The organism is Pectobacterium zantedeschiae (genome assembly GCF_004137795.1).
Classification (GTDB): Bacteria; Pseudomonadota; Gammaproteobacteria; order Enterobacterales; family Enterobacteriaceae; genus Pectobacterium; species Pectobacterium zantedeschiae.
This window is the reverse complement of record NZ_NWTM01000001.1, coordinates 725,320-750,805: the sequence shown is the minus strand read 5'-3', so window position 1 is coordinate 750,805 and position 25,486 is coordinate 725,320. Positions and strand designations below refer to the sequence as shown.

At 51.8% G+C, this 25,486-nt stretch carries 19 protein-coding genes; 6 read left to right on the top strand and 13 right to left on the bottom strand.

Annotated features, from left to right (window positions below):
• Positions 1–3: 3 nt before the first annotated feature.
• The 6 genes from CLR69_RS03520 to CLR69_RS03495 all read right to left on the bottom strand — a co-directional run bounded on the left by CLR69_RS03520 (position 4) and on the right by CLR69_RS03495 (position 9,091).
• A complete protein-coding gene (locus CLR69_RS03520) occupies positions 4–363 on the bottom strand; it encodes a hypothetical protein (protein ID WP_129711626.1) in 360 nt (119 codons plus the stop codon).
• 4 nt (positions 364–367) lie between these two features.
• Entirely contained in the window at positions 368–754 is a 387-nt protein-coding gene (locus CLR69_RS03515) for a DUF6331 family protein (protein ID WP_129711627.1), read from the bottom strand.
• Between the two features lie 30 nt (positions 755–784).
• Positions 785–1,756: an FAD:protein FMN transferase gene (locus tag CLR69_RS03510; protein ID WP_129711628.1), complete on the bottom strand. Its 972-nt coding sequence runs from the start codon at positions 1,754–1,756 to the stop codon at positions 785–787.
• A 96-nt stretch (positions 1,757–1,852) separates the two neighbouring features.
• Positions 1,853–4,723 carry a flavocytochrome c gene (locus CLR69_RS03505; RefSeq protein WP_129711629.1) on the bottom strand — a complete coding sequence of 957 codons (2,871 nt, stop codon included), beginning with the start codon at positions 4,721–4,723 and terminating at the stop codon, positions 1,853–1,855.
• 541 nt (positions 4,724–5,264) lie between these two features.
• A complete protein-coding gene (locus CLR69_RS03500; protein ID WP_129711630.1) occupies positions 5,265–7,631 on the bottom strand; it encodes a glycoside hydrolase family 31 protein in 2,367 nt (788 codons plus the stop codon).
• A 149-nt stretch (positions 7,632–7,780) separates the two neighbouring features.
• Positions 7,781–9,091 (bottom strand): MFS transporter, encoded by a 1,311-nt coding sequence (locus CLR69_RS03495; protein ID WP_129711631.1) that lies wholly within the window; start codon positions 9,089–9,091, stop codon positions 7,781–7,783.
• 320 nt (positions 9,092–9,411) lie between these two features.
• Here CLR69_RS03495 and CLR69_RS03490 point away from each other — a divergent pair, with 320 nt between their 5' ends.
• Entirely contained in the window at positions 9,412–10,482 is a 1,071-nt protein-coding gene (locus CLR69_RS03490; protein WP_129711632.1) for a LacI family DNA-binding transcriptional regulator, read from the top strand.
• On the opposite strand, the gene CLR69_RS03485 is transcribed toward CLR69_RS03490, so the two are convergent.
• Positions 10,473–11,375, bottom strand: coding sequence for a LysR family transcriptional regulator (locus CLR69_RS03485; protein ID WP_129711633.1), 903 nt, complete (start codon positions 11,373–11,375; stop codon positions 10,473–10,475). The genes CLR69_RS03490 and CLR69_RS03485 overlap by 10 nt on opposite strands.
• 365 nt (positions 11,376–11,740) lie before the next feature.
• Between CLR69_RS03485 and CLR69_RS03480 the strand changes: the two genes are divergently transcribed.
• From CLR69_RS03480 to CLR69_RS03465, 4 genes are all read left to right on the top strand, one after another.
• Complete coding sequence (locus CLR69_RS03480; RefSeq protein ID WP_129711634.1) at positions 11,741–14,053, top strand: FdhF/YdeP family oxidoreductase; 2,313 nt, start codon at positions 11,741–11,743, stop codon at positions 14,051–14,053.
• A gap of 233 nt (positions 14,054–14,286) precedes the next feature.
• A complete protein-coding gene (locus CLR69_RS03475; protein WP_129711635.1) occupies positions 14,287–16,221 on the top strand; it encodes an exoribonuclease II in 1,935 nt (644 codons plus the stop codon).
• A 188-nt stretch (positions 16,222–16,409) separates the two neighbouring features.
• The gene (locus tag CLR69_RS03470; protein WP_129711636.1) at positions 16,410–17,327 is read left to right on the top strand and encodes an aldo/keto reductase; all 918 of its coding nucleotides are present in this window, start codon (positions 16,410–16,412) and stop codon (positions 17,325–17,327) included.
• A 498-nt stretch (positions 17,328–17,825) separates the two neighbouring features.
• Positions 17,826–19,889 (top strand): carbon starvation CstA family protein, encoded by a 2,064-nt coding sequence (locus CLR69_RS03465; protein ID WP_129709802.1) that lies wholly within the window; start codon positions 17,826–17,828, stop codon positions 19,887–19,889.
• 175 nt (positions 19,890–20,064) lie between these two features.
• On the opposite strand, the gene araD is transcribed toward CLR69_RS03465, so the two are convergent.
• Positions 20,065–20,760 (bottom strand): L-ribulose-5-phosphate 4-epimerase, encoded by a 696-nt coding sequence (gene araD, locus CLR69_RS03460; protein WP_129709804.1) that lies wholly within the window; start codon positions 20,758–20,760, stop codon positions 20,065–20,067.
• A gap of 336 nt (positions 20,761–21,096) precedes the next feature.
• Here araD and osmB point away from each other — a divergent pair, with 336 nt between their 5' ends.
• A complete protein-coding gene (gene osmB / locus CLR69_RS03455; protein WP_129711637.1) occupies positions 21,097–21,312 on the top strand; it encodes an osmotically-inducible lipoprotein OsmB in 216 nt (71 codons plus the stop codon).
• A gap of 166 nt (positions 21,313–21,478) precedes the next feature.
• On the opposite strand, the gene yciH is transcribed toward osmB, so the two are convergent.
• From yciH to pgpB, 5 genes are all read right to left on the bottom strand, one after another.
• On the bottom strand, positions 21,479–21,808 hold the full coding sequence (yciH, locus tag CLR69_RS03450) for a stress response translation initiation inhibitor YciH (protein WP_129711638.1): 330 nt from the start codon (positions 21,806–21,808) through the stop codon (positions 21,479–21,481).
• Positions 21,805–22,548, bottom strand: coding sequence for an orotidine-5'-phosphate decarboxylase (gene pyrF / locus CLR69_RS03445; protein WP_129711639.1), 744 nt, complete (start codon positions 22,546–22,548; stop codon positions 21,805–21,807). Before pyrF ends, yciH begins: the two co-directional genes overlap by 4 nt.
• 182 nt (positions 22,549–22,730) lie before the next feature.
• Positions 22,731–23,900, bottom strand: a complete 1,170-nt coding sequence (lapB, locus tag CLR69_RS03440; protein WP_129711640.1) for a lipopolysaccharide assembly protein LapB — start codon at positions 23,898–23,900, stop codon at positions 22,731–22,733.
• A 12-nt stretch (positions 23,901–23,912) separates the two neighbouring features.
• Positions 23,913–24,218 (bottom strand): LapA family protein, encoded by a 306-nt coding sequence (locus CLR69_RS03435; protein ID WP_015840581.1) that lies wholly within the window; start codon positions 24,216–24,218, stop codon positions 23,913–23,915.
• Positions 24,219–24,628: 410 nt separating this feature from the next.
• Positions 24,629–25,405 carry a phosphatidylglycerophosphatase B gene (gene pgpB / locus CLR69_RS03430; protein WP_129709814.1) on the bottom strand — a complete coding sequence of 259 codons (777 nt, stop codon included), beginning with the start codon at positions 25,403–25,405 and terminating at the stop codon, positions 24,629–24,631.
• Positions 25,406–25,486 lie beyond the last annotated feature (81 nt).

Below are 25,486 nucleotides of genomic sequence, written 5' to 3'. Positions count from 1 at the left end.
GGGCTACTTTCCTCCCTTTCTCAGCAGCGCCACATCTATAAGATAACGCAGCATATTCTGGTCATAATCCAGATCGGTACTCGTGTATTGTGCCGGGTCTCTATTAACCCATGAGTCCGTGACCCGAACGCCGGCGGGTGAACCATCCAGTTTCAGCGCATAGATAAAAAAGCCAGTCCAACTCCGATGAAAACGGAGCCAACCGTCCTCAAAATAGATAAACCATTTATCTTCCATTTGCTTTGGAATGATGCCCTGCTTCATTTTTTCAGCTTCCTCATCCGTAAACAGCGCCTGAAAATTAAGCGGCGCAGTTTGCTGCGGTGCGGGAGCGTGTTTCCAGCTTTGTGCCTGAGCGTACATAAATTTAGTCGTTTCCTTGCGGTAAACTGGTACGAATGTGCTGCAACAGGGTAATAAAGGCCTGTTTATCTGCCAGATTATTCAGATAACTGCTGGATATCACCGTGGTATCCAGCAAGGTTATTTGCTCAATGGCACAGTGTAGTGTGTGGCCAAGTTCTGGAGCGTCCAGCTTGCGAGCTGCGGCATAAAGTGTATCAGCAGAGAAATCAAAAGCATCAAAGCCACAGCAGGCTGCCACGCACTCGGTTTCAATAATCTGCCATAAAGGTAACAAGCCTTCGAGCAAGTCATCGACATTAACAGCCAAATGATGCCGCCCGGTTAAATCGGGTAAGACAATCCGCTCGTTATCCCCTATCGGGATAAAATCTTCCTTAATAAACGCCATGTTATTCACCTTTCAGCTCAGTTCCAACCTTCACCGTATAGTCAGCGAATACTCCTTATCCAGCAATTCAAACCTATAGTGCCGCTGAGAAGAAAAGATAATCTCTTTATTCTTCGTCACAAAGATCGCTTCGATATCAGGTTGGTTTTGTAGAAAGTGAATACCTGCACTAACACCCATGCCATAAAGCAACGTGGTGTAGATATCACCATCGAGGGAATCGTTCGAAATAACCGTCACGCTGTGCAACTCATTATCTAGCGGATAACCTGTTCGAGGATCGAGAATATGGTGATAGATACGATCGTCTACGGTAAAAAAACGTTCATAAACGCCGGATGTCACCACGGATTTATTCTTCACCTTAATCACGCCGAGCAGGCTATCGCGGTCCGCAAAAGGTTTCTGCAACCCGACACTCCATAGCCCCTGCTCATCCGCCAACGCGCTGCCGATAGCCAGCACGTTACCGCCCAGATTGATCAATGTATCCTGAATAGCGTGTTGACGCAGGACGTCCCTGACGATATCGGCAATATAGCCTTTCGCAATGGCCCCCAGATCGATCTCCATTCCTGCATTTTCTAACAATACGGCGCAGTCTTGCTCTCTGAGGATAATGCGCTCAGGTTGCGTTACTGCCAGTGCCTGATGTATCAATTCTCCATCTGGCACTGTGCAGCCGCTAAAACCGATTTTCCATAGTTTGACGACAGGGCCGATTGCCACGTTAAAGCCGCTGTTTTCAATCAGACTCACGGCTTTGGCACGTTTAATCAGTTCAAAAACAACCGGACTGACTGAAACATACTCTTTTCCCGCCGCGTGGTTGATGCTCATCACTTCAGACTGTGCCCGATTAACGGTGAGCACGTCTTCAAGCTGCTTGATACGCAGGAAAACCTGCCGGACCGCAGCTTCATCATGGACGAACAGTTTAAGCAGAATAGGGCTGCCCATCAGATGAACAGAATAGACGTAAGCATTATCGACAGAGGGCATAAAGGCGTTTCCATGAACGGATTTCGGCGCAGAGAGGAAATGGTTAAAACCTCGCGAGCGTCCTTTCAGACGCTCGCCATTAGCGCTATTTTTCTATCACTGACTCGCCATCATAACAGACTGTTTTTCAGCCGTGTTTTTCACAAACTTGGCTTTACGCGCCTTCGTTGGGAAAACACCTGAATGACGTGGTGACTTAGCATAGGCCGCGGCCTGAACCCCCGCCTGAATGCCGAAGATAATGATATCCGCCACGGCGTTGCCGCCAATCCGGTTAGCTCCGTGAATCCCCCCCACCACTTCCCCTGCCGCATAAGCGCCAGAGATCGTCTCTTTGTGGCGGTTCAACACTTCCGCTTTCGCGTTAATCGTCACGCCGCCCATTGTATGATGCACGCCAGGAGCGACTTTAATAGCGTAGTAAGGTGCCTGATTCAACGGGTCGCGCATGCCTGTTGAACGACCAAAGTCTTCATCGCGTTTATCAGCAATAAAGGTGTTGTAACGATCGAGTGTGGCTTGCAACGCAGTCTGCGGCATGTCGAGTTTTTCAGCCAGTTCAGCCACGCTACTGGCGCTGACGGTCAGCCCTTGGGCAACATACTCTTCAACTGCCCGGTTGCGATTTCTTACCTGTTCATCGAACAGAATATACGCGTATTCTTCCGGCAAATTGACGATGGCTGACGAGACATTATCGCGTGTTTCCATCTCGTTGAAGAAGCGTTCCCCGCGCTGCGACACAAGAATAGCGCCACCGCCGCGAATAGATTCGGAGATCAGGTAAGAGGTCGTCTGTTCGACCGTTGGGTGAGTTTGAATTTCCCCCATGTCCACCGTATCCGCGCCAATCTGCTCCAACAAACGAATCCCACCGCCCGTTGCGCCTTTGTGATTGGTCGTGACAAAACCTTTCAGGTCTGGACGGTATGACTCCACCATCGCCTGATTCGCACTGAAGCCGCCCGTGGCAACAATCACCGCTTTTGTCGTAATCAGGCTTTCTTCCTGCTCATCATTAACCACTTTGACGGCGGTCACTTTGCCCTTCTCCTGGACAATTTCCGTCACCGACGTTTCCAGCAGTACTTCAATATTGTATTTATTGAGATTTTTAATCAACCCGCTGACCAGATATCCCCCCACCGCTGCGCCGTTGGCAGGCCGATGCGTTCTGTCCACGCTCATGCCACCCGTCGTGGTGATATCGCTCAGCTCAATATCGTGCTGTGCCAGCCAGTTAATTGCATCGGACGCGTGATCGACAAAATATTGAACCAGTGTAGGATTGTTCTTCTGTTTTCCGCTTTTCAGCGTTTCGTTATAGAACAGCGCGTGGCTATCTTCGATGCCTTTATTTTGCTGGAAGACGGTTCCCGCCGCATTCATACCGGCAGAGGCTTTGATGGTGTTTCCGCCGATAACGGGCATTTTTTCAATGACGATAACGCGAGCACCCTCTTCGCTGGCTTGAATCGCCGCCGCCAGCCCCGCGCCGCCGCTGCCAATGACCACGACATCCGCTTCACGACGCGCATTCGGATTACCGCCAGCAGCAACAATGGCGTCTTTGCTCGATTTCACCATCGCCTTGGTGACAGCTTTTTTGATCGCTTCACTCTGCGCCGTTGCACCCGTTACCGCGTCAACGTGTGGGCTATTGGTATCCAGAATGCGTTCGCGGATAATTTCAAAACTGATTTTCAATGAATCATCAATATCACTATTATCCAGTGCAATATCGGCGACCCGATTCTGCTCAAAATGGACAGTAATAAGCAATTCTCCACACTCGTCCTGAACGTTTTCCTGATAAACCCCAGATTTAAATTTTTTGCTGGTTAAATTCACGTCCCGGATCATGGCTTCGACTAATGAAAAACGCCACAGCGGTTCGGGAATCATTAATGCTTCACGTTTATCGCTGGCAATATAAAGATCGAGTTTTTTCTGTTCGGCAATGCAATCAGTCCAATCGGGATAGGCAATACAGGCTCTACCGACGGCAATCAGGTCGTAACCATTTTCTAACGCCGCGTCAGCGTCTGCCTGATTAACGATATCCCCTACGCCAATAACCGGAATAGCCGCTAATGTAGCAGAACGTCGAGCGACATATTTTTTAATCAGTGGCGTCGGATCGTTTGTCTCGATAATGGATGAACGTAGGATATTCCCCATAGAGAAGTGGACATAATCCAGCCCACGCGCCGCCAGTTTTTCCAGCAGATAGAGCGAATCATCAAAATGAATACCCGGCTCTTCGATCTCTTCTGGTGAGAAGCGATAGCCAATGATAAATGACGGATCGGCGTATTTACCGGCGACCTCATGGGTGATATCTAAAACGGCCAGCGGAAATGCAGCGCGTTTATCACGGCTGCCGCCCCATTTATCTGCACGCTGATTAGAGTGGGGAGAATAAAATTGTTGAATCAGGTAGGTATTCGCACCGTGAATTTCCACCCCATCGAAACCCGCCTGAATGGCACGATGGACAGCATCGCCAAATTTGCCGATCATGGCTTCGACTTCATCGCCCGATAGTGCTACCGGGACAATGGCACCGGCACGCGGTGCGGCAATAGCGCTAGGAGCAACTGGCGTCGCACCACCGATAAAACGCGGCTCGACCATACGGCCGCCATGATAAATTTGCAGGATCGCCGTCGAGCCTTTTTCTTTAATTGCGGTCGCAATTTTAGCCAGCCCGGCAATTTTGTCATCATTGTCGATCCCTATCGCACCAGGAAATGCCAATCCTTTGTCATCAATAAAACAGCACTCCACAATTACGGTACCGATGCTGCCAGCTCTGGCCTGATAATATTCCACCAGCTCTTTGGTTACACTCCCATCGTAAAACCCACTACAGGTGGTCATGGGGGCCATCAGTACCCGGTTTTTCAGCGTAGCGCCGTTGGGTAGTGTAAAAGCGGCAAATAGATCATGGTGATTATTCTTCATTGCGAATACTCCACTTAAAATAAAAACTCTGTTCGCAAATGAATCAGAAGCTGCCGTGTTTGTTTTTATTAATTCTTTTGGCTGATAATTTGCGAACTTATTACTTACCAAGTATCTATTTTTTTAACTGTTATAAAATGTTTTTTTACTATTTAAACTATTTTGTAGTTCTGCGGTTATTATGGGTATTCGTACAACTCTTTTTTATATTTAATATATTGTTCACTTCATTAACATCTCCTTATCCTTAAAATAACCAATCGGATATTATTCCTATTCTACATAACAAAAAAAACGCCCCGGTAAACAAATAAGACCGGGGCGCAATATACGCGTCATACTTCAAGCCGCAGGTGCGTTGGCTGCATTCGCTCACCCGAATCACTTACCTGAGTAAGCTCATCGGGATGAAATGAGAGATATCCTGTCTCTCACCGTAGGCCAGCCGTTGGCTGGTCAAATTCGTTCCCGACGAATTTGTCCCTCTTTTGGCCACCTTCCTGCAACTCGAATTATTTAGCGTATAGAACAATTGAGGTGACTATTGGTGTTGATAGATATCCGTACGAACGCCGTTGATGTACAGCTGGCGCTGCTCACCCGTGGGCAAGCGCAGTGTCGCGTGCTGCCAGGCAGGCTGATACCGTCCTTCCGATGTGAACATCACGTCAATCCGCTGGCTATCCGTACGGATTTCCCAGCGTAACCACAGCGCGTTCCCTTCACGCCATTGCCACGTTTCCCCGTCATCTTCAAACAACTGCCCGCTATCCGTGCCACCCGCGACTGGCGGAAAGAGCAGGAATTCCCGCTGCTGATCTTCATATTGGCTGACATACGCCGTTCGCCCCGACAGCGGGATCATCGCTCCCGCTCTGACCATCAGCGGCAGGCGCTCAAGCGGCGCATCCAGCACAATCGTTTGTCCGCCGCTAAACCATTGGCCGGAATGAAAATCGTACCAACCAGACGTATTCACAGGCAGATATACCGTCCGCTGGCGCTGCTCTGGCTCCACCACACTGGCAACCAGAATGTCTCGCCCCAGCATGAAATCGTCAGTTTCCTCCAACGTCGTGCGATCCTGTTCGTGATCGAGGAACGTTGGCCGCAGCATCGGTTCATCATCCGCACTGGCCTGCCAGAGCAATGTGTAAAAATACGGCAGCAGGCGATAGCGGAATTCAATAGCGCTGCGTATTGCAGCCGTTACTGAAGGGTACATCCACGGTTCGTTCACCGTATGATCGTCATTCCACGAATGAATGGTAAAACGCGGATGCATCACGCCATTTTGTACCCAGCGCACGAAAAGCTCGGCGTCCGGCTTGTCTCCAGAAAACCCCCCAACATCATGCCCAACATTAAACAGACCGGACAGGCTCATCCCGATGCCCATCCGGGTGTTATAGCGTAGCGTCTGCCAATTGGTTCGGTTATCGCCGCTCCAGGTCTGCACGTAGCGCTGCATTCCCGCACAGCCGGAACGAGAGATCAGGTAAGGGCGCAGCGTCGGGGCAAAGCGCTGCTGTGCCTCTAACGAGGCGCGCATCATTAACAGCGGCATCAGCGGACGAATATGTTTGATCGCCATCGGTTGGCCAAACCCGTGACAGCGGGCTTCGCCATCCCAGACTTCATACTCGTTATTGTCATTCCACGTCGAGTCGATACCTTTCTCCAGCAATTGCCGGGTGACATTCTCCTGCCACCACGCCACCGTTGCCGGATTGGTGAAATCAAGATGGGAGCCTTCGTCATCCCAAAAGCTGGAACGCTCTGGCCTATCCGATTCGGAATCGCGGATAAAGAGCCCCTGCGCTGATACCTCGTCATATTTCGGGTGATCTTGCAGTAAACAGGGTTTGATATTGGCTGCCAGTTTGAGGCCCGCATCGTGGAACGCCTGCGACATCACCTCGGGCTGAGGGACTTTGTCGTGGTTCCAGTTAAACACATAGCGCTTATTGTTAATCGACGTGTAGCCCGACGAGAGTTGAAACGAATCACACGGAATATGGTGCTCACGGCACAACGCAATAAATTTCATCAACTGCTGCTGCGCATCGGGTGCATCGGTGTAATGCATGGTAGATCCGCTGTAGCCCAAACTCCATTTTGGCCCAAAGAGCGTTTTCCCCGTCAGCCGCACGAAGGCTTTCGTCACATCCAGCACGCGTGGCCCGATAAACAGGTAATAATCGAGATCGCCCGCCTCCGCCTGATAGCGTCGATACGCCAGATGATAGTTGTCGATTTCATTACCGAGATCGAGCCAGGTCGTGGTCAGGTTATCGTAGAACAGTCCAAAGCTGACATCATCACGTCGGGTGATGGTGAAAGGAACATGCTTGTACAGCGGATCGGTGCTCGCCGCGTTGTAGCCCATAGCATCCAGATTACGGAACTCAAATCGGCGTCCAGTACGTTCGAGATCGCCCGCTTTTTCACCCAGACCATAATAGCGCTCCGTCGGGAAACGGCGCTGATAGTGCGCAACGCCCTCGCCGTGTGGATTCAGCAGATAAGCGCTGGTAGGTCGGTCGGCGGCAAACGGCAACCATTCGCCCTGCTCATTACGATATTCCCACGCCAGCCACAGCGGCTGGTGAATCGTAATGCGCATCCACGCGGTGCTGATACGCAGACCGTCGTCCACTTGTTCCAGCGAAAATCCCGGCAGGCTGAAACCTTCGCTACTTTCACGGTTGCGTCCCTCCCAGGGAACATCCTGCTGCGGCGCAATGCTCCAGGTGCGGTTTAGATTCAGCTCACCATTCTGTTTAATTAGCACGCGGGCCAGCATAGGCTCAAGCACGTACAGGCAAAAAACATGCCTGTCGTCCACCAGCAGCTCAACATGATCGGTGCTCTGATGACGAAACACCCAATTTTTCAACGTTTTCATACAGCGTCCTTTTCAGGAAAAAATAAACCAGCCGTTACGCTTAATGCAGGTCACTTAAGCCCATTTTTAGGAAAAACACGGGGATAGGTTTCCCTCCGTTTCCGCGGTCGCCCCGTGTCTCTCGCTTCTTAAACGGTCGACATAAGCCGTTATGCCTGTGAACGCGTTTTCCCTCGGCGTTCAGCAATAAACGCGATCAGGAAGACAGCACCAATCAGATCGAAGAAACCCATTGCGACAAACAGCGGGTTAAAGCCGATCTTGTCGGCGGTGACGCCAATCAGCAGCGAGAACAGAAAACTGGCAATCCACGCAAACGAACCCCTCATCCCGTTCACGGTTGCCATTTGCCCTTTATCGAACGATTCCACGACCAGCGCGCTCAACATGCAGGAAATCACCTGATGGCCAAATCCACCGATGGAAATCAGCAGAATTGCCACCCATGGATCTTTACTGATGGCGACCAGTGCCAGCGACAGCATAAGAAACGCGCCCGTTACCGAGCTGGCCACAATCGAGTTGACGCGTGAACAGCCGAACCAGCGGACGTATAGCCGAGTGAGGTAGCCGCTAGCGATGCTGCCCAGATCGGCGGCAAGAAACGGTAGCCACGCGAACATTGCGATCTGTTTCAGGTCCATATCGCGTTCATTCGCCAGATAGAGCGGCACCCAAAAGCTGAGCACGGCCCACGCGGGTTCAGCCATAAAGGCTGGAATCGCGATACCGTAAAAGCGTTTGTTTTTTGAGACGGTTTTCAACGCGGTGAAGAAAGGCAGTTTGACAGGGGGAGCTTCATTATCCTGACGGATGAAATCCAGCTCCTCGCGGCTTAAATTGGGGTGATCTTCAGGGTTATGGTAGAACAGCCACCACAACACCACCCACAGCAGCGCCAGCGCACCGGTGAACATAAACGCGCCCTGCCAACCCAGATAGGCATGTGCGACGACGATAATCGGCGGTGCCAGCATCGCTCCGATAGAGAAACCAACACCAGCCCAGCCTGCCGCAATCGGTCGCTCTTTCTTAGGGAACCATTCGCCCAACGTTTTAGCATTCGCCGGTGTCGCCGCAGCTTCGGATGCCCCCATGAAGAAGCGTAGAATCGCAAGGTGCAGCCAGCTTCCGGCACCCGCGTGAAGGATGCACATCAATGCCCAGATCGTGGCACAAATCATAAAGCCCATTTTCAGACCAATGACATCGATCAACCAACCGCAAATCGGCTGAAAAATGGTGTACGCCAGTTGGAATGCCCCCACAATCCAGGAATATTGCTCGGTGGTGATACCCATACTGCTTTTCAGCTCTGGCGCCAGAATACCGAGCGAATTACGCGTGATGTAATTAACAGTAACGCCGAGCAGAAACAGGCTCAGCACCCACCAACGAAGATTTCTGAATGTGCGTTTACCTTTGGTAGCGATGGCGGACGGATTGATGTCGAGACTCATGGTGACTCCTATACAGAAAAGTAGGGTTACATTGGTCTGATATCTCGGCGGCATTTTTGTATTTATAGCCTACCCAACACTCAAACCGTTTTTATGCCATTGTATTTATTAATTTAAATCCATTTTTATTACCGCTAACTGCTGGAATTGGTTTACCAAATCGAGAGTAGAACAATTGAAAATCGTGAAACACTCACTTTTTTGAAAACATTTTCATGCTATGGTCAAAATGCAGGCATAAATCCCTCTATATCGACTGAAAACAGGCAACAGATAGCAATGAAAACTTTGTCATTTTCGAAGGTGAACGGGATCACAAAATGAAAGGAAACCTGAAAATACGTGAAATCGCGCAGCGGACAGGTTACTCGATCAGTACGGTCTCGCGCGTGCTGTCTGGTCAGTCCAATACCAGCGAGCGTGCTAAAGCGGACATTCTCAACTGTGCCAGACAGTGCGGGGTTCTGACCGATCTTGCTAACGGCCGCCTGCTCTTGAATGGGCTGACCATCTTCGCCCCACCGCGTGCATTTGATATTCGGTCAGACATTTTCTATCACAAAGTGGTACAGAGCATTATTGATGCCCTGAAGCCGCATGATGTGCGAGTGCGATACTGCGGACTGGAAGAAAATGACAGCGACGTGGCGCTATTTTTAGACAAAATTCGCGATCCGGCCACGGAAGCCGCGCTGCTCATCGGCATTGACGATCCGTATATTCATGCGCTGGCGGCGGACAGCGGTAAGCCCTGCATATTGATTAACTGCATCGACCGCAAGATGCGGTTACCGGGTGTCGCCCCCGCGCATCGGCTCATTGGTGAGTTCTCCGCCCACTACCTCTTTGAACAGGGGCACCATACCGTGTTGACGCTGTTATGCCTGCGTCGCTACACGATGGAGCTACGCCTGGACGGTATCCGGGATGCCTATCAGCACCACAACCTTCCTTTCTCCAACGAGGAACATTTGCTGGCGTTAGATAATTTCAGTACGGCGGATGCAGAACACGTGATGGCCGACTTTTTAGCCCGCTGCCCACAGAATAAATGGCCCACGGCTATTCTGGCAGGCGGAGACTTTATCGCGGTTGGGGCGGTGAATGCACTAAACAAGGCGGGATTACGCGTGCCGCAGGACATCTCGGTGATGAGCATGGATGGATTTAATTTATCGGCCATTCACGACGTGCCGCTAACGTCGGTACATGTGCCGCGTGAGGCGCTGGGCGAAGAAGCCATCAGGCTGCTGCAATATCGTCTGATTCGCCCCGACGCCCCCGTTGGCAACCTGTTGCTAAATGGTACGCTGGTGATTCGTCAGTCCGTCAGACGGCTTCGTGCCAGTAAATCGGTTGCCCCGGTACAGGACAAAAGTCTCTATGACTGAGCCTGCAACCACTGCTGTGCGACGTCAAAAAAATTCTGTGCAAGCGCCGTCGCTCTGCCTGCCTGCGCGATGACAACGGCTGGCTGGCGGCGCATCGGGGGAAATTGCAGCGGACGCAGCGTTAATGCGGGGGTCATCTCTGGAATCAGGCTGCCGTGGGGCACAATCCCACAGCCAAGCCCAACGTAGACGCTTTGGAGCAATTGCAGAATGGAGGCACTTTCCACCTTTACCCACGGCGAAACGCCCATTTCACGAAAATAGCTATCCAGATAGCGACGAAAATAGCGGCTGGCTTCCGCCAGACAGAGTGGCACGTCAGAAAGCGCATCGAGTGTCAGCGGCGCATCCCCCACTAACTGTGGGAAATGGTGCGGATGGAACAACAGGTCAACGCCCTGCTCCATCAGCGGTGACGCCTGAAAGTGCAGTTCTTGCAGCGTCGAAAATTCGAAAAAGCCGATACCGACATCCACTGAATGGGCCGTCAGCGCTTCCAACAGTTGATCCGCACTGAACAGCGAGATCTGAAAATCCAGCTGTGGGTATTCCTCATTCACCGCAGCCAACAGGCTCGACAGCGCGATGCTGCTTTGCGGCACCGCACCGATGCGCAATACCCCGCTCACGCCGCGCTTCAGCGAGGCGACTTCCAGCTTCAGCCCCTGATAAACCGAAACGATCTCCCGCGCCCAGGCCAGCACGCGCTCGCCTTCGGCCGTAAAGCCTTCAAAATTGTTACCCCGGTTGATTAACGCTAGATCCAGTTCTTTTTCCAGATTTTTCAACCGCATGGAGAGCGTTGGCTGACTGACAAAACTGGCTTCCGCTGCCCGGCCAAAATGGCGTTCCTTCTCCAAATTGCATAGGTATTGCAGCTGTTTAATATCCATCGTCAGACTCTGTAGTGGGTAAGCGACAAGTATACTCTGATAAATAGCCTCTATCCCACCATAGCCGCATTTGATTAGACGCGATCGCCAACGGCACCTAAACTTCAAACCAAGAGCAAACATTTAAAGTTTTGTTCACATAAAAAAAACAAAACCCTAAATAATTCGAGTTTCAGGACAAAACGTTAACGTTTTGAACAACGCGAAGCGTTAGCCCTTTAGGGCGATGCTCAGGGATGAGCATCGTAACGCGGCAACGCAGCGAGTCCCCAAGAGCTTACATAAGTAAGTGACTGGGGTGAGTAAGGCGGCCAACACACCTGCAACTTGAAGAATGACGGGTTTATTCACCTGCGGAACATGCTATGAAATTCAAATCATCCATCAAGCCATACCGCAATGCGGCTGGCGGCTGGGGCTCATTGGAAGCCACCACGCGTTTTGTCCTCGACAGCAAACAAGCGCTGAAAAATATCCGAAACTTGTTGCGGGTCAATAAATCGAAAGGGTTTGACTGCCCCGGCTGTGCCTGGGGTGATGACAACAGTAGCACGTTCAGCTTTTGTGAAAACGGCGCGAAAGCGGTAAGTTGGGAAGCGACGCGCAAAGCCGTCGATCTGGATTTCTTTGCCGCCCATAGCGTCACGACGCTACGCCAGCAAAGCGACTATTTCCTTGAGTATCAAGGACGCTTAACCCACCCGATGCGCTATGACCGCGCCAGCGATCGCTATGTCCCCATCGATTGGGACGCCGCTTTTGCGCTGATCGCTCACCACATCAGTAACACGGCACACCCTAATCAGGTGGAACTTTATACTTCCGGTCGAGCCAGTAACGAAGCCTCTTATCTGTATCAGCTTTTTGGCCGCATGCTAGGCACTAACAATTTCCCTGACTGCTCGAATATGTGTCATGAAGCCAGCGGAATTGGCCTGAAACAGAGTATCGGTGTCGGAAAAGGCACTATCCGATTGGATGATTTCGAACACGCTGACGCGATTTTCGTCTTCGGCCAGAACCCTGGCACCAACCACCCACGCATGCTGCACAGCCTGCGCCACGCTGCCGATCGCGGTGCCCACATCGTCTCCTTCAATACGCTCCGTGAGCGCGGTCTGGAACGTTTTGCCAATCCGCAGAATCCGCTGGAATTGCTCACGCCGCTGTCCGGCACCATTAGCGAAACCTACCTGCAACCCAATCTGGGCGGTGATATGGCCGCCGTACGCGGCATGGTAAAAGCGCTGCTGGAAACGCATCGTCAGCGTCTGTCTGACGGAGAGTCCGGGTTATTCGATCAGGATTTTCTGTCCACACATACCCAACAGGTAGACGAGTATCTGGCGGCAGTCGATGCGACAAGCTGGCAGAAGATCGAACAGCAGTCCGGCCTAAGCGAAGCACAGTTACGCTACGTAGCCGCGATTTATCAGCAGTCACCGCGAGTGATCTGTACCTGGGCGATGGGCATTACCCAGCACAAGCATTCCGTCGCCACCGTGCGGGAAATCGTGAACCTGCAACTGCTGTTTGGGCAGTTGGGGAAACCGGGTGCGGGGCTGTGCCCAGTACGCGGTCATAGTAATGTACAAGGCAACCGTACCATGGGGATCGATGAGAAGCCGACAGCCGCGTTTCTCGATCGTCTGGCTGCGCATTATGACTTCACGCCACCTTACGCCGCAGGCCACAACACGGTAGAAGCGCTGGAAGCCATGCTGCGCGATGAGATTAAGGTGTTAATCGCGCTGGGTGGTAACCTTGCCGCCGCCGCACCGGATTCGGCACGCACTGAAGAAGCGCTGAGCCGTTGCGATCTAACCGTACACATCAGCACCAAGCTCAACCGCAGTCATCTGGTTACCGGCAAGGTTGATGCGCTCATTCTGCCAACGCTAGGCCGCACCGATCTCGATATGCAGGCCAGTGGCCCACAGTTTATTACCGTCGAGGATTCCTTCAGCATGGTGCACGCGTCGCAAGGTGTTGGACAGCCGCTTTCGCCGTTGCAACGCTCGGAGACGGCGATTGTTTGCGGTATTGCCAATGCAGTTCTCGGTCATGAAAAACTCGACTGGCTGGCGCTGGCAGACGATTATTCCCGCATCCGCGATCATATCGCCGCCACCATTCCCGGCTTTACGGATTTCAACGCCAACTGCGATCTGCCGGGCGGATTTTATCTCGGTAATGCCGCCGCTGAACTCCGTTTTAATACCCTAAACGGGAAAGCCCAATTCGGCCATACCGCGCTGCCCGAGACGCTGTTCCCACAGCTACAAGGCGACGATGTACCTTTTACGCTGCAAACGCTGCGCTCACACGATCAGTACAACACCACGATTTACGGCCTGGATGACCGCTATCGCGGCGTTTATGGTCAACGGGAAGTGCTATTCATGCACCCGGATGACATCCGCGCGTTAGAGCTGGAAGATGGCGATCTGGTCGATATCGAGACGCTGTGGAATGATGGCATTACCCGCATCGTCAACGGTTTCAAGCTGGTGAGTTACAATATTCCACGCGGTAATCTGGCGGCGTATTACCCGGAAACCAACCCGCTGGTGCCGCTGTCCAGCTTTGGTGATGAAACGCATACGCCGACCTCTAAGTCGGTACCCGTTAGCGTTCGCCGCAGTACTCAAGCGGAACCTCTACTGCGTATCGCCTGAGAACCGCTCCATTAGATTCGACATCATTACGTAGACCACCAGCCGTGTCGCCAAACCAATGGCATGCGGCAGGTGGACATCTTCAAATCACTCCTGACTTTTCTCGGATTTATTCGCGTTTCGGCAGCTGGAATACGCCCACACCATCCCCGATTATTCTTGCCGCCAGCACCCGATTCGAGTAAAACTGTGAACCGCTAATTGAACCATTCACAATCGTATTTCTGGACGCTATGTTTCAAGATAATCCGCTGCTTGCACAGCTAAAACAGCAACTTCACTCTCAGACACCGCGTGTTGAAGGTGTCGTCAAAGGCACTGATAAAGGATTTGGCTTTCTTGAAGCTGACGGACAAAAAAGCTATTTCATTCCCCCTCCGCACATGAAAAAAGTGATGCACGGTGACCGAATTACCGCCACCCTGCATACGGAAAAAGATCGGGAAATTGTCGAGCCAGAAACGCTGATTGAGCCTTTCCTGAACCGATTTGTTGGGCGCATCCATAAAAAAGACGATCGCTTGTCAATTACGCCTGACCACCCGTTGCTGAAAGACGCGATTCCCTGCCGCGCCGCGCGTGATGTCACGCACGATTTTCAGGAAGGCGATTGGGCAGTAGCTGAAATGCGCCGCCACCCGTTGAAAGGCGACCGTGGATTTCATGCTGAGCTGACGCAGTACATCACCACGGGCGATGACCCGCTGGTGCCGTGGTGGGTGACGTTGTCACGCCACAATCTGGAACGTTCGGCCCCAGAAATCGAAGCGACTGAGCGTAATGACGGCGAACTCGTCCGTGAAGATCTGACGGCGCTAAACTTTGTCACCATCGACAGCGCCAGCACCGAAGATATGGATGATGCGCTGTATGTGCAGGACAACGCTGATGGCTCACTGCAATTAACTATCGCTATCGCCGATCCAACCGCGTATGTGGATACAGGCAGCGAGCTGGACAACATTGCCCGCCAGCGCGCCTTCACTAACTATCTGCCCGGATTCAACATCCCGATGCTTCCGCGTTCGCTGTCGGATGATATCTGTTCCCTACGCCCAAACGAGCGTCGCCCTGTCCTTGCCTGTCGTGTGACGATTGCCGCCGACGGTGCGCTGGGTGACGATATCCACTTCTTTGCCGCCTCGATCGAATCCAAAGCCAAATTAGCGTATGACAACGTCTCTGACTGGTTGGAGAATCAAGGTGAATGGCAGCCGCAGAACGAGGCGATTGCCGAACAAATCCGTTTGCTGCACCGCCTCTGTCTGGCACGCAGCGAATGGCGCACCACACATGCACTGGTGTTTAAAGATCGCCCAGATTATCGCTTCCTGCTGGGTGAAAAAGGCGACGTGTTGGATATCGTGGTCGAACACCGCCGTATCGCCAACCGTATCGTTGAAGAATCCATGATTGCAGCCAACGTCTGTGCAGCCATTGTGTTGCGCGATAAGCTGGGGTTCGGCATCTATAATGTGCATAACGGCTTCGATCCCGCATCGATTGAACAAGCGGTCGCCGTACTGGACACGCATGGCGTTCAAGCCGATGCTCAGGCGCTGTTGACGCTCGATGGCTTCTGTACGCTGCGCCGCGAGTTGGATGCCCAGCCGACGCAGTTCCTGGATAGCCGTATTCGTCGTTTCCAGTCTTTCGCGGAAGTCAGTACTACGCCAGGGCCGCACTTTGGTCTGGGGCTGGAAGCCTATGCCACCTGGACATCCCCGATCCGTAAATACGGCGATATGGTGAACCACCGTTTGTTGAAAGCGGTTATTACCGGACAGGCCGCGGAAAAACCGCAGGATGACGTCACAGTACAACTGGCAGAACGCCGTCGCCTTAACCGTATGGCCGAGCGTGATGTCGGCGACTGGCTGTATGCCCGCTATCTCAAGGATAAAGCGGGTACAGATATTCGTTTCAACGCCGAAATCATTGACGTTACACGCGGTGGTCTGCGCGTTCGCCTGCTGGATAACGGCGCAGTGGCGTTTATCCCATCCTCATTTATCCACGCCGTGCGTGATGAGCTAGTGTGTAGCCAGGAAATGGGTACACTTACGGTGAAAGGTGAAGTGGTTTATCGTCAGGGAGATACGTTAGAGGTCATCATCTCTGAAGTTCGTCTGGAAACCCGCAGCATCGTGGCAAAACCCGCCGCATAGCATACATAATAGTCACGCCGCCGATTAATCCTGGCGAACAGCATCTCCGCGCGGGCGTTCATAGTGAACTGACCCGCGCGTCATCATCGTTTATTCCGCTACATGATTTATCAACAATAACGCGCGCCTAATCTGCTTTGAGAGCAGTCAACAGCAGATGTGCAACCCGACTAACAGGAGTGTTCCCGATGAAAAAAATCACAATCGGCACATCCGCGATACAGGCTTCCAACATTGCGTTGGGCTGTATGCGGATGGCGAAAAAAAGCACAAATGAAGCTGCTGACATCCTTAATGCATCCGTTGAGGCTGGCATCAATTTCTTCGATCATGCTGATATTTATGGCTCAGGTTTGTCAGAAGAGATTTTTGCCGCAGGTTTACAGAAGACGTCCATCCGCCGGGAATCGCTTTTTCTGCAATCCAAATGCGGTATCCGTAAGGGCTTTTTTGATTTCTCTAAAGCGCACATCATCGCGTCCGTTGAAGGCAGCCTGCAACGTTTAAAAACGGACTATCTTGATACACTCCTGCTGCACCGCCCGGACACGTTATTTGAACCTGACGAAGTCGCTGCAGCATTTGATGAACTGGAAAACAGCGGGAAAGTTCGCCACTTCGGCGTCAGCAATCAGAACCCGTTGCAGATTGAACTGCTGAAAACATCCGTACGCCAGCCTCTTATCGCCAACCAGTTACAGTTCAGCATTATGCATACAGGCATGATTGATGCTGGCTTTAACGTGAACATGACAAATCCGGCATCGGTGAACCACGACGGCGCGATTCTGGAATACAGCCGTCTGAATACGATGACGATTCAAGCCTGGTCACCTTTCCAATACGGTTTTTTTGACGGCGTTTTTCTCGATAATGAGAAATTCCCCAAGCTAAACGCGACGATTGATCACATCGCCGAGCATCATAACGTCACCAACACGGCAATCGCCACCGCGTGGATTCTGCGTCACCCTGCTGCCATGCAGGTGGTTATCGGCACCATGAGCCCGGAACGTATCCGTGATATCGCCGCGGCGTCTACGCTGACGCTCAGCCGCGAAGAATGGTACGAGATTTACCGCGCTGCCGGAAACGTCCTGCCTTAAGCACATTGGCCTTGCCTTCCGCTGAATTCCCCCGGCAGGGCCTCTTATTTTTATTACCCTTATTTATCGAACCAGCACGTTAGCCATTGTTTCCACTTTAAGTTTCTTTACAGAAATTCACGTTCGCTCACATTTTCTCATCCATTCGCTTCTCTTCGTCAATAAACCCACTATTGTTAAATTGCGTTAACACCTGCGCCATATACCCCAAATAATTCGAGTTGCTGGACAAAACGTTGACGTTTTGAACAATGCAAAGCATTGGCCCGCAAGGGCGAGACTCATTTATGGGTCTCGTAACGCGGCAAACGCAGGACAAATTCGTCGAGAACGAATTTGACCAGCCAACGGCGGGCCTCCGGTGAGAGACAGGATGTCTCTCATTTCATCCTCAGGAGCTTACACAAGTAAGTGACAGAGGTGAGTAAGAGAAGCCAACGAACATGCAGCTTGAAGTATTGCGGTATACCCTTTCTGGATAACGAAGGAGCCGTTGTTATGAGTAACATAAAAAGCATTGTGATCTGGCTGCTAGTCGGCCTGGCGGGCGCCTTTTCATTCGCCACGCTGGCACTAAGCCGCGGTGAGCACGTCAATGCCGTGTGGTTGGTTATCGCGGCAGTATCGTGTTACAGCATCGCCTATCGGTTTTACAGCCTGTTTATCGCCAAAAAAGTGTTTGAGCTCGACGATCGCCGACTGACACCGGCGGAGCGTCATAACGACGGTCTGGATTACGTTCCCACCAATAAATGGGTGCTGTTCGGCCACCACTTCGCCGCCATCGCCGGAGCGGGTCCGCTGGTTGGACCTATCCTCGCCGCACAGATGGGGTTCCTCCCAGGTACGATCTGGATTCTGGTCGGTGTGATGCTGGCTGGTGCCGTGCAGGATTTCCTGGTGCTATTTATCTCCACCCGTCGTGACGGTCGTTCACTGGGTGAAATGGCGAAACAGGAACTGGGCACGTTCGCGGGTATTATCACCATGCTTGGCGCACTTGGCGTCATGATCATTATTCTTTCGGCGCTGGCACTGGTTGTGGTTAAAGCGCTGGCGGAAAGTCCGTGGGGGTTGTTCACGATTGCCGCCACCATCCCCATTGCGCTCTTCATGGGCGTTTATATGCGCTTTTTACGTCCGGGTAAAATTGCTGAAGTGTCCATCATTGGCTTTGTGCTAATGATGTTGGCTATTGTCTACGGCGGCAACATCGCCGCACATCCCTACTGGGGTCCGTTTTTCACGCTGAAAGGTACGTCGCTTACCTGGGTACTGGTCATCTACGGCTTCGTGGCGTCAGTCCTGCCCGTTTGGCTGCTACTTGCACCGCGAGACTATCTCTCTACGTTCCTGAAAATCGGGGTCATTATCGGGCTGGCCTTTGGTATCGTGTTCGCGATGCCGGAAATGAAAATGCCCGCTGTTTCTCGTTTTATTGACGGCAGCGGCCCCGTCTTCTCCGGTTCGCTGTTCCCCTTCCTGTTTATTACCATCGCCTGCGGCGCGATTTCCGGCTTCCACGCCCTCGTATCCAGCGGTACCACACCGAAGCTGGTTGAACGCGAGAGCCATATCCGCTTCATCGGCTATGGTGCAATGCTGATGGAATCCTTCGTGGCTATCATGGCGCTCATTTGTGCGTCGGTCATTGAGCCGGGTATCTACTTCGCCATGAACTCACCCGCTGCACTGATCGGCACCACGGTTGAGAGTGCCTCGTTGGCCATTAATAGCTGGGGATTTGTGATTACCCCACAGGAATTGAGCGCTATTGCCAACGACGTCGGCGAAGCCTCTATTCTTTCCCGCGCGGGTGGTGCGCCAACCTTCGCAGTGGGCATGGCCTATATCATCACGGAAATCTTTAACAGCCGGGCGATGATGGCATTCTGGTATCACTTCGCGATCCTGTTTGAAGCGCTGTTCATTCTGACCGCCGTTGACGCCGGGACACGCGCCTGTCGCTTCATGGTGCAGGATTTGGTCGGTATTGCGATTCCGAAATTAGCCAACAGCCATTCCTGGATGGGAAATCTGGCCGGTACGACCGTTGCCGTAGCTGGCTGGGGATTTTTCGTGTATCAGGGCGTGATCGACCCGCTGGGCGGTATCAACACGCTATGGCCGCTGTTCGGTATCGGTAACCAGATGCTGGCCTCGATGGCATTAATTCTCGGTACCGTCGTGCTGTTTAAGATGAAGAAACAGCGCTATGCGTGGGTGACGATTGTACCAACTGTCTGGCTGTTTATTACGTCAATGACGGCGGGTTGGCAAAAAATCTTCCATGAAAAACCGAGTATCGGTTTTCTGGCTCAGGCAAAACGCTTCGCGACGGGTATTGAACAGAACACGCTAATCGCACCGGCTAAATCGATTAAAGACATGGAAACCATCGTCTTCAGTAACCAGATCAATGCCGCACTGTGCGGATTCTTCATGCTGGTGGCGGTGACAATGCTGGTTTCCGCGTTCTTCGTCATTCGTCGTGCGCTGAACAGCAATGTTCCAACGGCCAAAGAGACCCCAATGGTCCTACGGGACGGCACTCAACTTTAAACGACATCGGTACATATTCTTCCATCCCTCCCGCGTGGAGGGATTTTTTTAATTAAAGATAACGTTTTTAGGGGATGAAGACTGAACCCGCGTAGTTCAGGAGCGACAGCATATGGATCAAGCGACGCAACGGCGTTGCGTCGTTAATGTAGCGCGAAGGGAAAACTACTGTGGTTTACTGCCCGTAATACGCATTCTTACCGTGTTTGCGCAAATAGTGTTTATCCAACAGCGTTTGCTGCATCTCACCCAACTGAGGCGTTAACTGCCGAGAGAAAATCCCCATGTAGGCAAGTTCTTCCAGAACAACGGCATTGTGCACTGCGTTATTTGCATCTTTTCCCCACGCAAAGGGGCCATGCGAATTAACCAATACGGCAGGGACATCTACCGGAGAAATTCCGCGCTGGCGGAACGTTTCGACGATCACCGTTCCCGTATCCCACTCATAGCGGCCATTGATTTCCTCATCCGTCATCAGGCGAGTACAGGGAATGGGGCCATAAAAGTAATCCGCGTGTGTCGTTCCCCAAGCGGGGATATCTTTACCAGCCTGCGCCCAGATCGTTGCATGACGGGAATGGGTATGCACAATACCGCCGATATCAGCAAATTCCAGATACAATACCCGGTGAGTATCGGTATCTGACGACGGCTTCTTCGTCCCCTCCACGACTTTTCCGCTTTCTAACTCAACGACAACCATATCCTCCAGCGTCATGGACGAATACTCCACGCCGGAAGGTTTGATCACCATCAGACCGCGTTGTCGATCTACTGCACTGACATTTCCCCAGGTAAACGTCACCAGATTGTGCTGCGGCAAGGCCAGATTGGCGTCCAAGACCTGTTTTTTCAGCGTTTCTAACATAATCAGCCTCCCATCGGCGCGATAACACCATTCTCGCGGCCTGGTGAGCTCGTCGCTATGGGCTAAATAGCTAAAGACCTAGCGGTGTTCTGCTGTAGGAAAAAGAAAGAGACACACCACAGAATTGTGCAAAAAACAGCCAAATTTATCAATTATTGCTATCGTTAAGGTAACGTAGGGGAATTAAGAGTTTTTACCTGTTGCAGTTTTTCCCGAGGATTATACTTGTCATCACGCGGTAAAGGGCTCGGTTTCTTTATTTAATACCGTATAAAGCACTTTGTTCGATATTTTCCTCACAAGAAACGTGAGACCAAAAGCAGAAAGGGGAAGAAAATGAAATTAAACAAACGCGTTGCAGCGGCCGCTCTGGCAATAACGCTTGCTGTTACGCTTGCTGGCTGTTCAAACATGTCAAAACGTGACCGCAATACTGCCATTGGCGCCGGTGCGGGGGCGGTAGGTGGAGCTATCTTAACGGATGGCGGAACATTAGGCACACTCGGCGGTGCCGCTATCGGCGGGCTGATTGGCCGTCAGGTCGATAAATAACAAATTTATAGCAGCAGGTTAACGGGAGTAAGCCTGCTGCTTTTATACTTGTCAGACTTCAAACTGCATGTACGTTAGCAACGTTACTCGACACACTCACGAGAGCCTTGCCCCGTTAGGGCTGCTGCGAGCAGCGTTTGAACGATTTAGCGTATCGCTATCATGCTTAGCCGCCAGCCAGCTTAACCTTCATTCCTTTTGCTTCCAGAAGTTGTTTTAGCAGGTCGCGTTTGTCTCCCTGGATTTCAATCACGCCGTCTTTCACCGATCCGCCGCAGCCGCACTTTTTCTTCAATTCAGCAGCCAGCTTATCCAACGCGACATCGTCAAGATCGAGACCGCTAATCAGACATACGCCCTTCCCTTTGCGTCCGCTTGTCTGGCGCTGGATGCGCACGATGCCATCACCTTTCGGACGAATGACCTTTTCTTCTTCCGGCGTAATGCGCCCGGTTTCTGTAGAGTAAACCAGTTGGCTGTTCTTATCATGATTCATGATGCTGGGCCATTTAACAGTGAAGCGCGAATATCACGCAGCGTCTGAGCCGGATCAGACGATTGGGTGATCGGACGTCCAATTACCATGTAATCCACTCCCGCCTGCTGTGCCTGAATCGGCGTCATGATGCGGCGCTGATCGCCAACATCACTGCCTGCGGGGCGAATTCCCGGTGTGACCAGCTTAAATGCCTGACCGCATACCTGCTTCAACCGCTGCGCTTCATGTGCGGAACACACTACGCCATCCAACCCGCTGTTATGCGTTAGCACAGCCAATCTTTCCGCCTGTTCTGCCGGACTAACGGTAATGCCAAGACCGCGTAGATCTTCTTCGTCCATGCTGGTTAACACGGTCACGGCAATCAGCAGCGGTGCATCTTTACCAAACGGCACCAGCGCTTCTTTCGCCGCTGCCATCATGCGAGAACCGCCACTGGCGTGGACATTCACCATCCACACGCCAAGGTCGGCAGCTGCCGCCACGGCATGCGCAACGGTGTTTGGGATATCGTGGAATTTCAGATCGAGAAACACATCAAAACCGCGCTGTTGTAACGTCTGCACGAACTGTGGACCAAACAAGGTAAACATCTCTTTGCCTACCTTCAAATGGCAATCCTGCGGATCGATACGGTCAACAAACGACAACGCCGCATCCTGACTGGCGTAGTCCAACGCGACAACAATCGGGGATGATACCGTTTGATTTTTTTGCTGTAGATTCTCGTTTTTCATTCGTCACCCAGTTTATTGCGAAGCCAAAATTCCCGCCGCATTCTACATCCCTCGCCCCAGAAATCCCAGCCACCTGAAGAGCAATGCGGTTAAAGAAGCTTACTGAAACGGAAAAGATGCACAGCCCTTTAGTATGTTGTAACTAAAATACAGTAAAGAATAACCACGCGATATTGCGAAAGCTATTGCCCGTCTAATCCACGGATCGGCTTCACGCTGGCCCAGGTACGGCAGGAAGGACATTGCCAATAAAGTGATTGCGAAGTGAAGCCACATTTGCGGCAACTGTAGCGGGGTTTGGTGCGAATCTGTTCGCCCACCATATCGCGCAACCCTTGAAGATTTTCTTTTGTTCGTCCGTCTTCCGCTTCATGCAGGTGAAAATCCATCAGGCGATGGAACACGCGCATTGTCGGGTGACGTTGAAGCTGACGGTTAATATAAGCCTGTGCAACCTCTGCACCCTCTTCTCTTTCGAGGATGTCGGCCAGCATCAATTCCGCCGTCGCACCGGTATTTTCTTCTACGCAGCGTTTGAGAAAATTCGCCCAATCCAAGGGCTTATCTAAATGCTGATAGCACTCCTGGAGCATGGGCAGCGTTTCACTGACCAGTTCTTTATCCTGATCGAGAACCTGTCGCAGCGCCTCCACGGCACGTGAATAATCCTGCTGCGCCATGTAGATGCGCCCCATCATGATAGACGCGCGTGCGCACTGATTATCCGCTGCCGCGCCTTTCTTCAGGAGCGTTAATGCTTTATCCAGATCGTCACTGCCCATCGCCAGCAGCGCTAATTCGCAATAAAAATGGGCGATATCCACGCGGAGCTGATCTTTTCCCATCTTGACCAGCTTTTCTGCGACATCAATTGCCGCTGGCCAGTCACTGGTCGCCTGATAAATCTGCAAGAGCTGCTGCAAGGCGCTGCGTCGGAAATCTTCTTCATCCACCAACTGGTTGAAACTTTCTTCGGCGCGGTCATACAACCCCGCAGCCATGTAGTCACGACCCAGCTGTTGCACCGCAAGCAGACGTTGTTCGAAGGTTAACGATGCGCTTTCGGTTAGCGCCTGATGGATGCGAATTGCCCGGTCAACTTCGCCACGCGAGCGAAACAGGTTACCGAGCGTAAGGTGGGCTTCAAAGGTGTTGCTGTCATCCTTGAGCATGTCGAGGAACAGCTCCACCGCCTTATCTTGCTGGTTAGACAACAGGAAGTTCACCCCGGTGACATACTCACGGGACAAGCGGTTGGATTCCTGCTCTTTGTCCTGCTGCGCACTTCTGCGACCCATGTACCAGCCGTACGCGGCGGCCACGGGCAGCAACAGAAACAGCAGTTCTAACATAGAGAGAATTCCTTAGTGGGTGACCGTCTGCACTGGCGCCACATTCTCCTCGGTGGAGGTAGAAAGCTGTTGTTCCAGACGCTTGATTTTACGTTGTGCACGGCCAAGCGCAATGCGCTGACGCAGATAAAACAGACCACAGATAACCCAGCCGAGGACAAAACCCAAGGCAAACAGCGTGGCGAGCAGAGTGGAAATACGATAATCCCCCTGTGCCAGCAAGTAGTTAAATGTCACAACTTGATCGTTGTGCGCACCCAGTGTGACAGAAATGATGAATATCGCCAGCACGAGTAAAAAAATCAGCAAATATTTCACATTGTCCTTCCTGTGATATCCATTAACCGGATGAATTATGCCAAATTTTGGCGACAAACCCCATTAAATTACCATGTCCAGCGCAGGCAGGGAAATCCAGAACCACACTCCACTGCCGTCTACGCCTGTTATTTATTCTATGCTGAATAAAAAAGAAGGTGTGGTCAAAATCAGCGTAATTCAACCCCCCGAAGGTGTGACGACAGACACGAGATGTTTTATCCTTACTCCGTGCCTGACTAGCCGTGCTACACCGACCAATATTGTTCATATTTCGCGCGGTTAGATAGGAACTGTGGGAAAAGACAAGAACGAGGCGAGCTCAGTAAGATAAAAAAACGGATGACTCTCGCCATCCGCAAAAACTCAATCAACAAAAGCACTACTGGAGATAACTCACGATAAAAACGCTACGAGGATCTATTCTCGGCGGCATCCTCTTCCGCTTGTTCTTTAATCTCTTCATGCTGGAGCGATAACGGGCCGCACCAGCGTTGTGCCAGCCAACTGGCGACAACGACCAGCAGCCAACTAATTAACGTCGCCACTACCAGATCCTGTGGCCAATGCATGCCGAGCACCAGACGGCTGCCCATGACACCGTTGGCCCAGAGCATCAGGATCACCACCGTTTTATAATGCCGACGTGCCCACAGTAGACCAACACCAAGCAGCGCCCAGGTTGCGGCAAACATCGTGTGCCCTGAAGGAAAAGCGAATCCAGTTTCAAATTGCCAGTGGTTACGTAGCCACTGTGGAATCTGCGTTTGATCCTGCAATTGTGTTTTCACCAGTTCCGAACGCGCTGTGCGCGGCAGCGAGTAGAAATAGCTATCGTCCACCTGATGATTTTTCTCCAGCCAGACGACATAGGGGCGTGATTCCTGTACCCACTCTTTAATCGCTGATTTGATGCCCTGCCCAATCAGCACCGTAATCGCCATAATGACCAACAGACCGAGCGCTGGCTTCAGGCGAAAACGCAGACACCAGAGAAACCAGATACTTAACACAATGCTGGTCAGGATGCCCCATGGCGACGTCACCGTCTCGGTGATCCAAAAGAGTACGCGCAACCAGAGTCCGTCATACTCCGGTAGCCACTGCCAGCCGCTCATCCAGATAATCATTGGCATAATCAGTAATAACGCAGCACCAATGGTTGTTCGTTTGGCAATTTCGTACATAGTTTCTTCCCATAATTCAGCATGATGCTTTGCAACAAAACTTTCACAATTCTATCAGAAAATCCGACATGAACTGTCAGT

Excerpts from the sequence above, each read along its gene's own strand:
- lapB (WP_129711640.1), bottom strand. The coding sequence starts at position 23,900 with ATGTTAGAACTGCTGTTTCTGTTGCTGCCCGTGGCCGCCGCGTACGGC.
- CLR69_RS03475 (WP_129711635.1), top strand. The coding sequence starts at position 14,287 with ATGTTTCAAGATAATCCGCTGCTTGCACAGCTAAAACAGCAACTTCAC.
- osmB (WP_129711637.1), top strand. The coding sequence starts at position 21,097 with ATGAAATTAAACAAACGCGTTGCAGCGGCCGCTCTGGCAATAACGCTT.
- CLR69_RS03500 (WP_129711630.1), bottom strand. The coding sequence starts at position 7,631 with ATGAAAACGTTGAAAAATTGGGTGTTTCGTCATCAGAGCACCGATCAT.
- CLR69_RS03465 (WP_129709802.1), top strand. The coding sequence starts at position 17,826 with ATGAGTAACATAAAAAGCATTGTGATCTGGCTGCTAGTCGGCCTGGCG.
- CLR69_RS03490 (WP_129711632.1), top strand. The coding sequence starts at position 9,412 with ATGAAAGGAAACCTGAAAATACGTGAAATCGCGCAGCGGACAGGTTAC.
- yciH (WP_129711638.1), bottom strand. The coding sequence starts at position 21,808 with ATGAATCATGATAAGAACAGCCAACTGGTTTACTCTACAGAAACCGGG.
- CLR69_RS03495 (WP_129711631.1), bottom strand. The coding sequence starts at position 9,091 with ATGAGTCTCGACATCAATCCGTCCGCCATCGCTACCAAAGGTAAACGC.
- araD (WP_129709804.1), bottom strand. The coding sequence starts at position 20,760 with ATGTTAGAAACGCTGAAAAAACAGGTCTTGGACGCCAATCTGGCCTTG.
- CLR69_RS03510 (WP_129711628.1), bottom strand. The coding sequence starts at position 1,756 with ATGCCCTCTGTCGATAATGCTTACGTCTATTCTGTTCATCTGATGGGC.
- pyrF (WP_129711639.1), bottom strand. The coding sequence starts at position 22,548 with ATGAAAAACGAGAATCTACAGCAAAAAAATCAAACGGTATCATCCCCG.
- CLR69_RS03520 (WP_129711626.1), bottom strand. The coding sequence starts at position 363 with ATGTACGCTCAGGCACAAAGCTGGAAACACGCTCCCGCACCGCAGCAA.
- CLR69_RS03485 (WP_129711633.1), bottom strand. The coding sequence starts at position 11,375 with ATGGATATTAAACAGCTGCAATACCTATGCAATTTGGAGAAGGAACGC.
- CLR69_RS03515 (WP_129711627.1), bottom strand. The coding sequence starts at position 754 with ATGGCGTTTATTAAGGAAGATTTTATCCCGATAGGGGATAACGAGCGG.
- CLR69_RS03470 (WP_129711636.1), top strand. The coding sequence starts at position 16,410 with ATGAAAAAAATCACAATCGGCACATCCGCGATACAGGCTTCCAACATT.
- pgpB (WP_129709814.1), bottom strand. The coding sequence starts at position 25,405 with ATGTACGAAATTGCCAAACGAACAACCATTGGTGCTGCGTTATTACTG.
- CLR69_RS03505 (WP_129711629.1), bottom strand. The coding sequence starts at position 4,723 with ATGAAGAATAATCACCATGATCTATTTGCCGCTTTTACACTACCCAAC.
- CLR69_RS03480 (WP_129711634.1), top strand. The coding sequence starts at position 11,741 with ATGAAATTCAAATCATCCATCAAGCCATACCGCAATGCGGCTGGCGGC.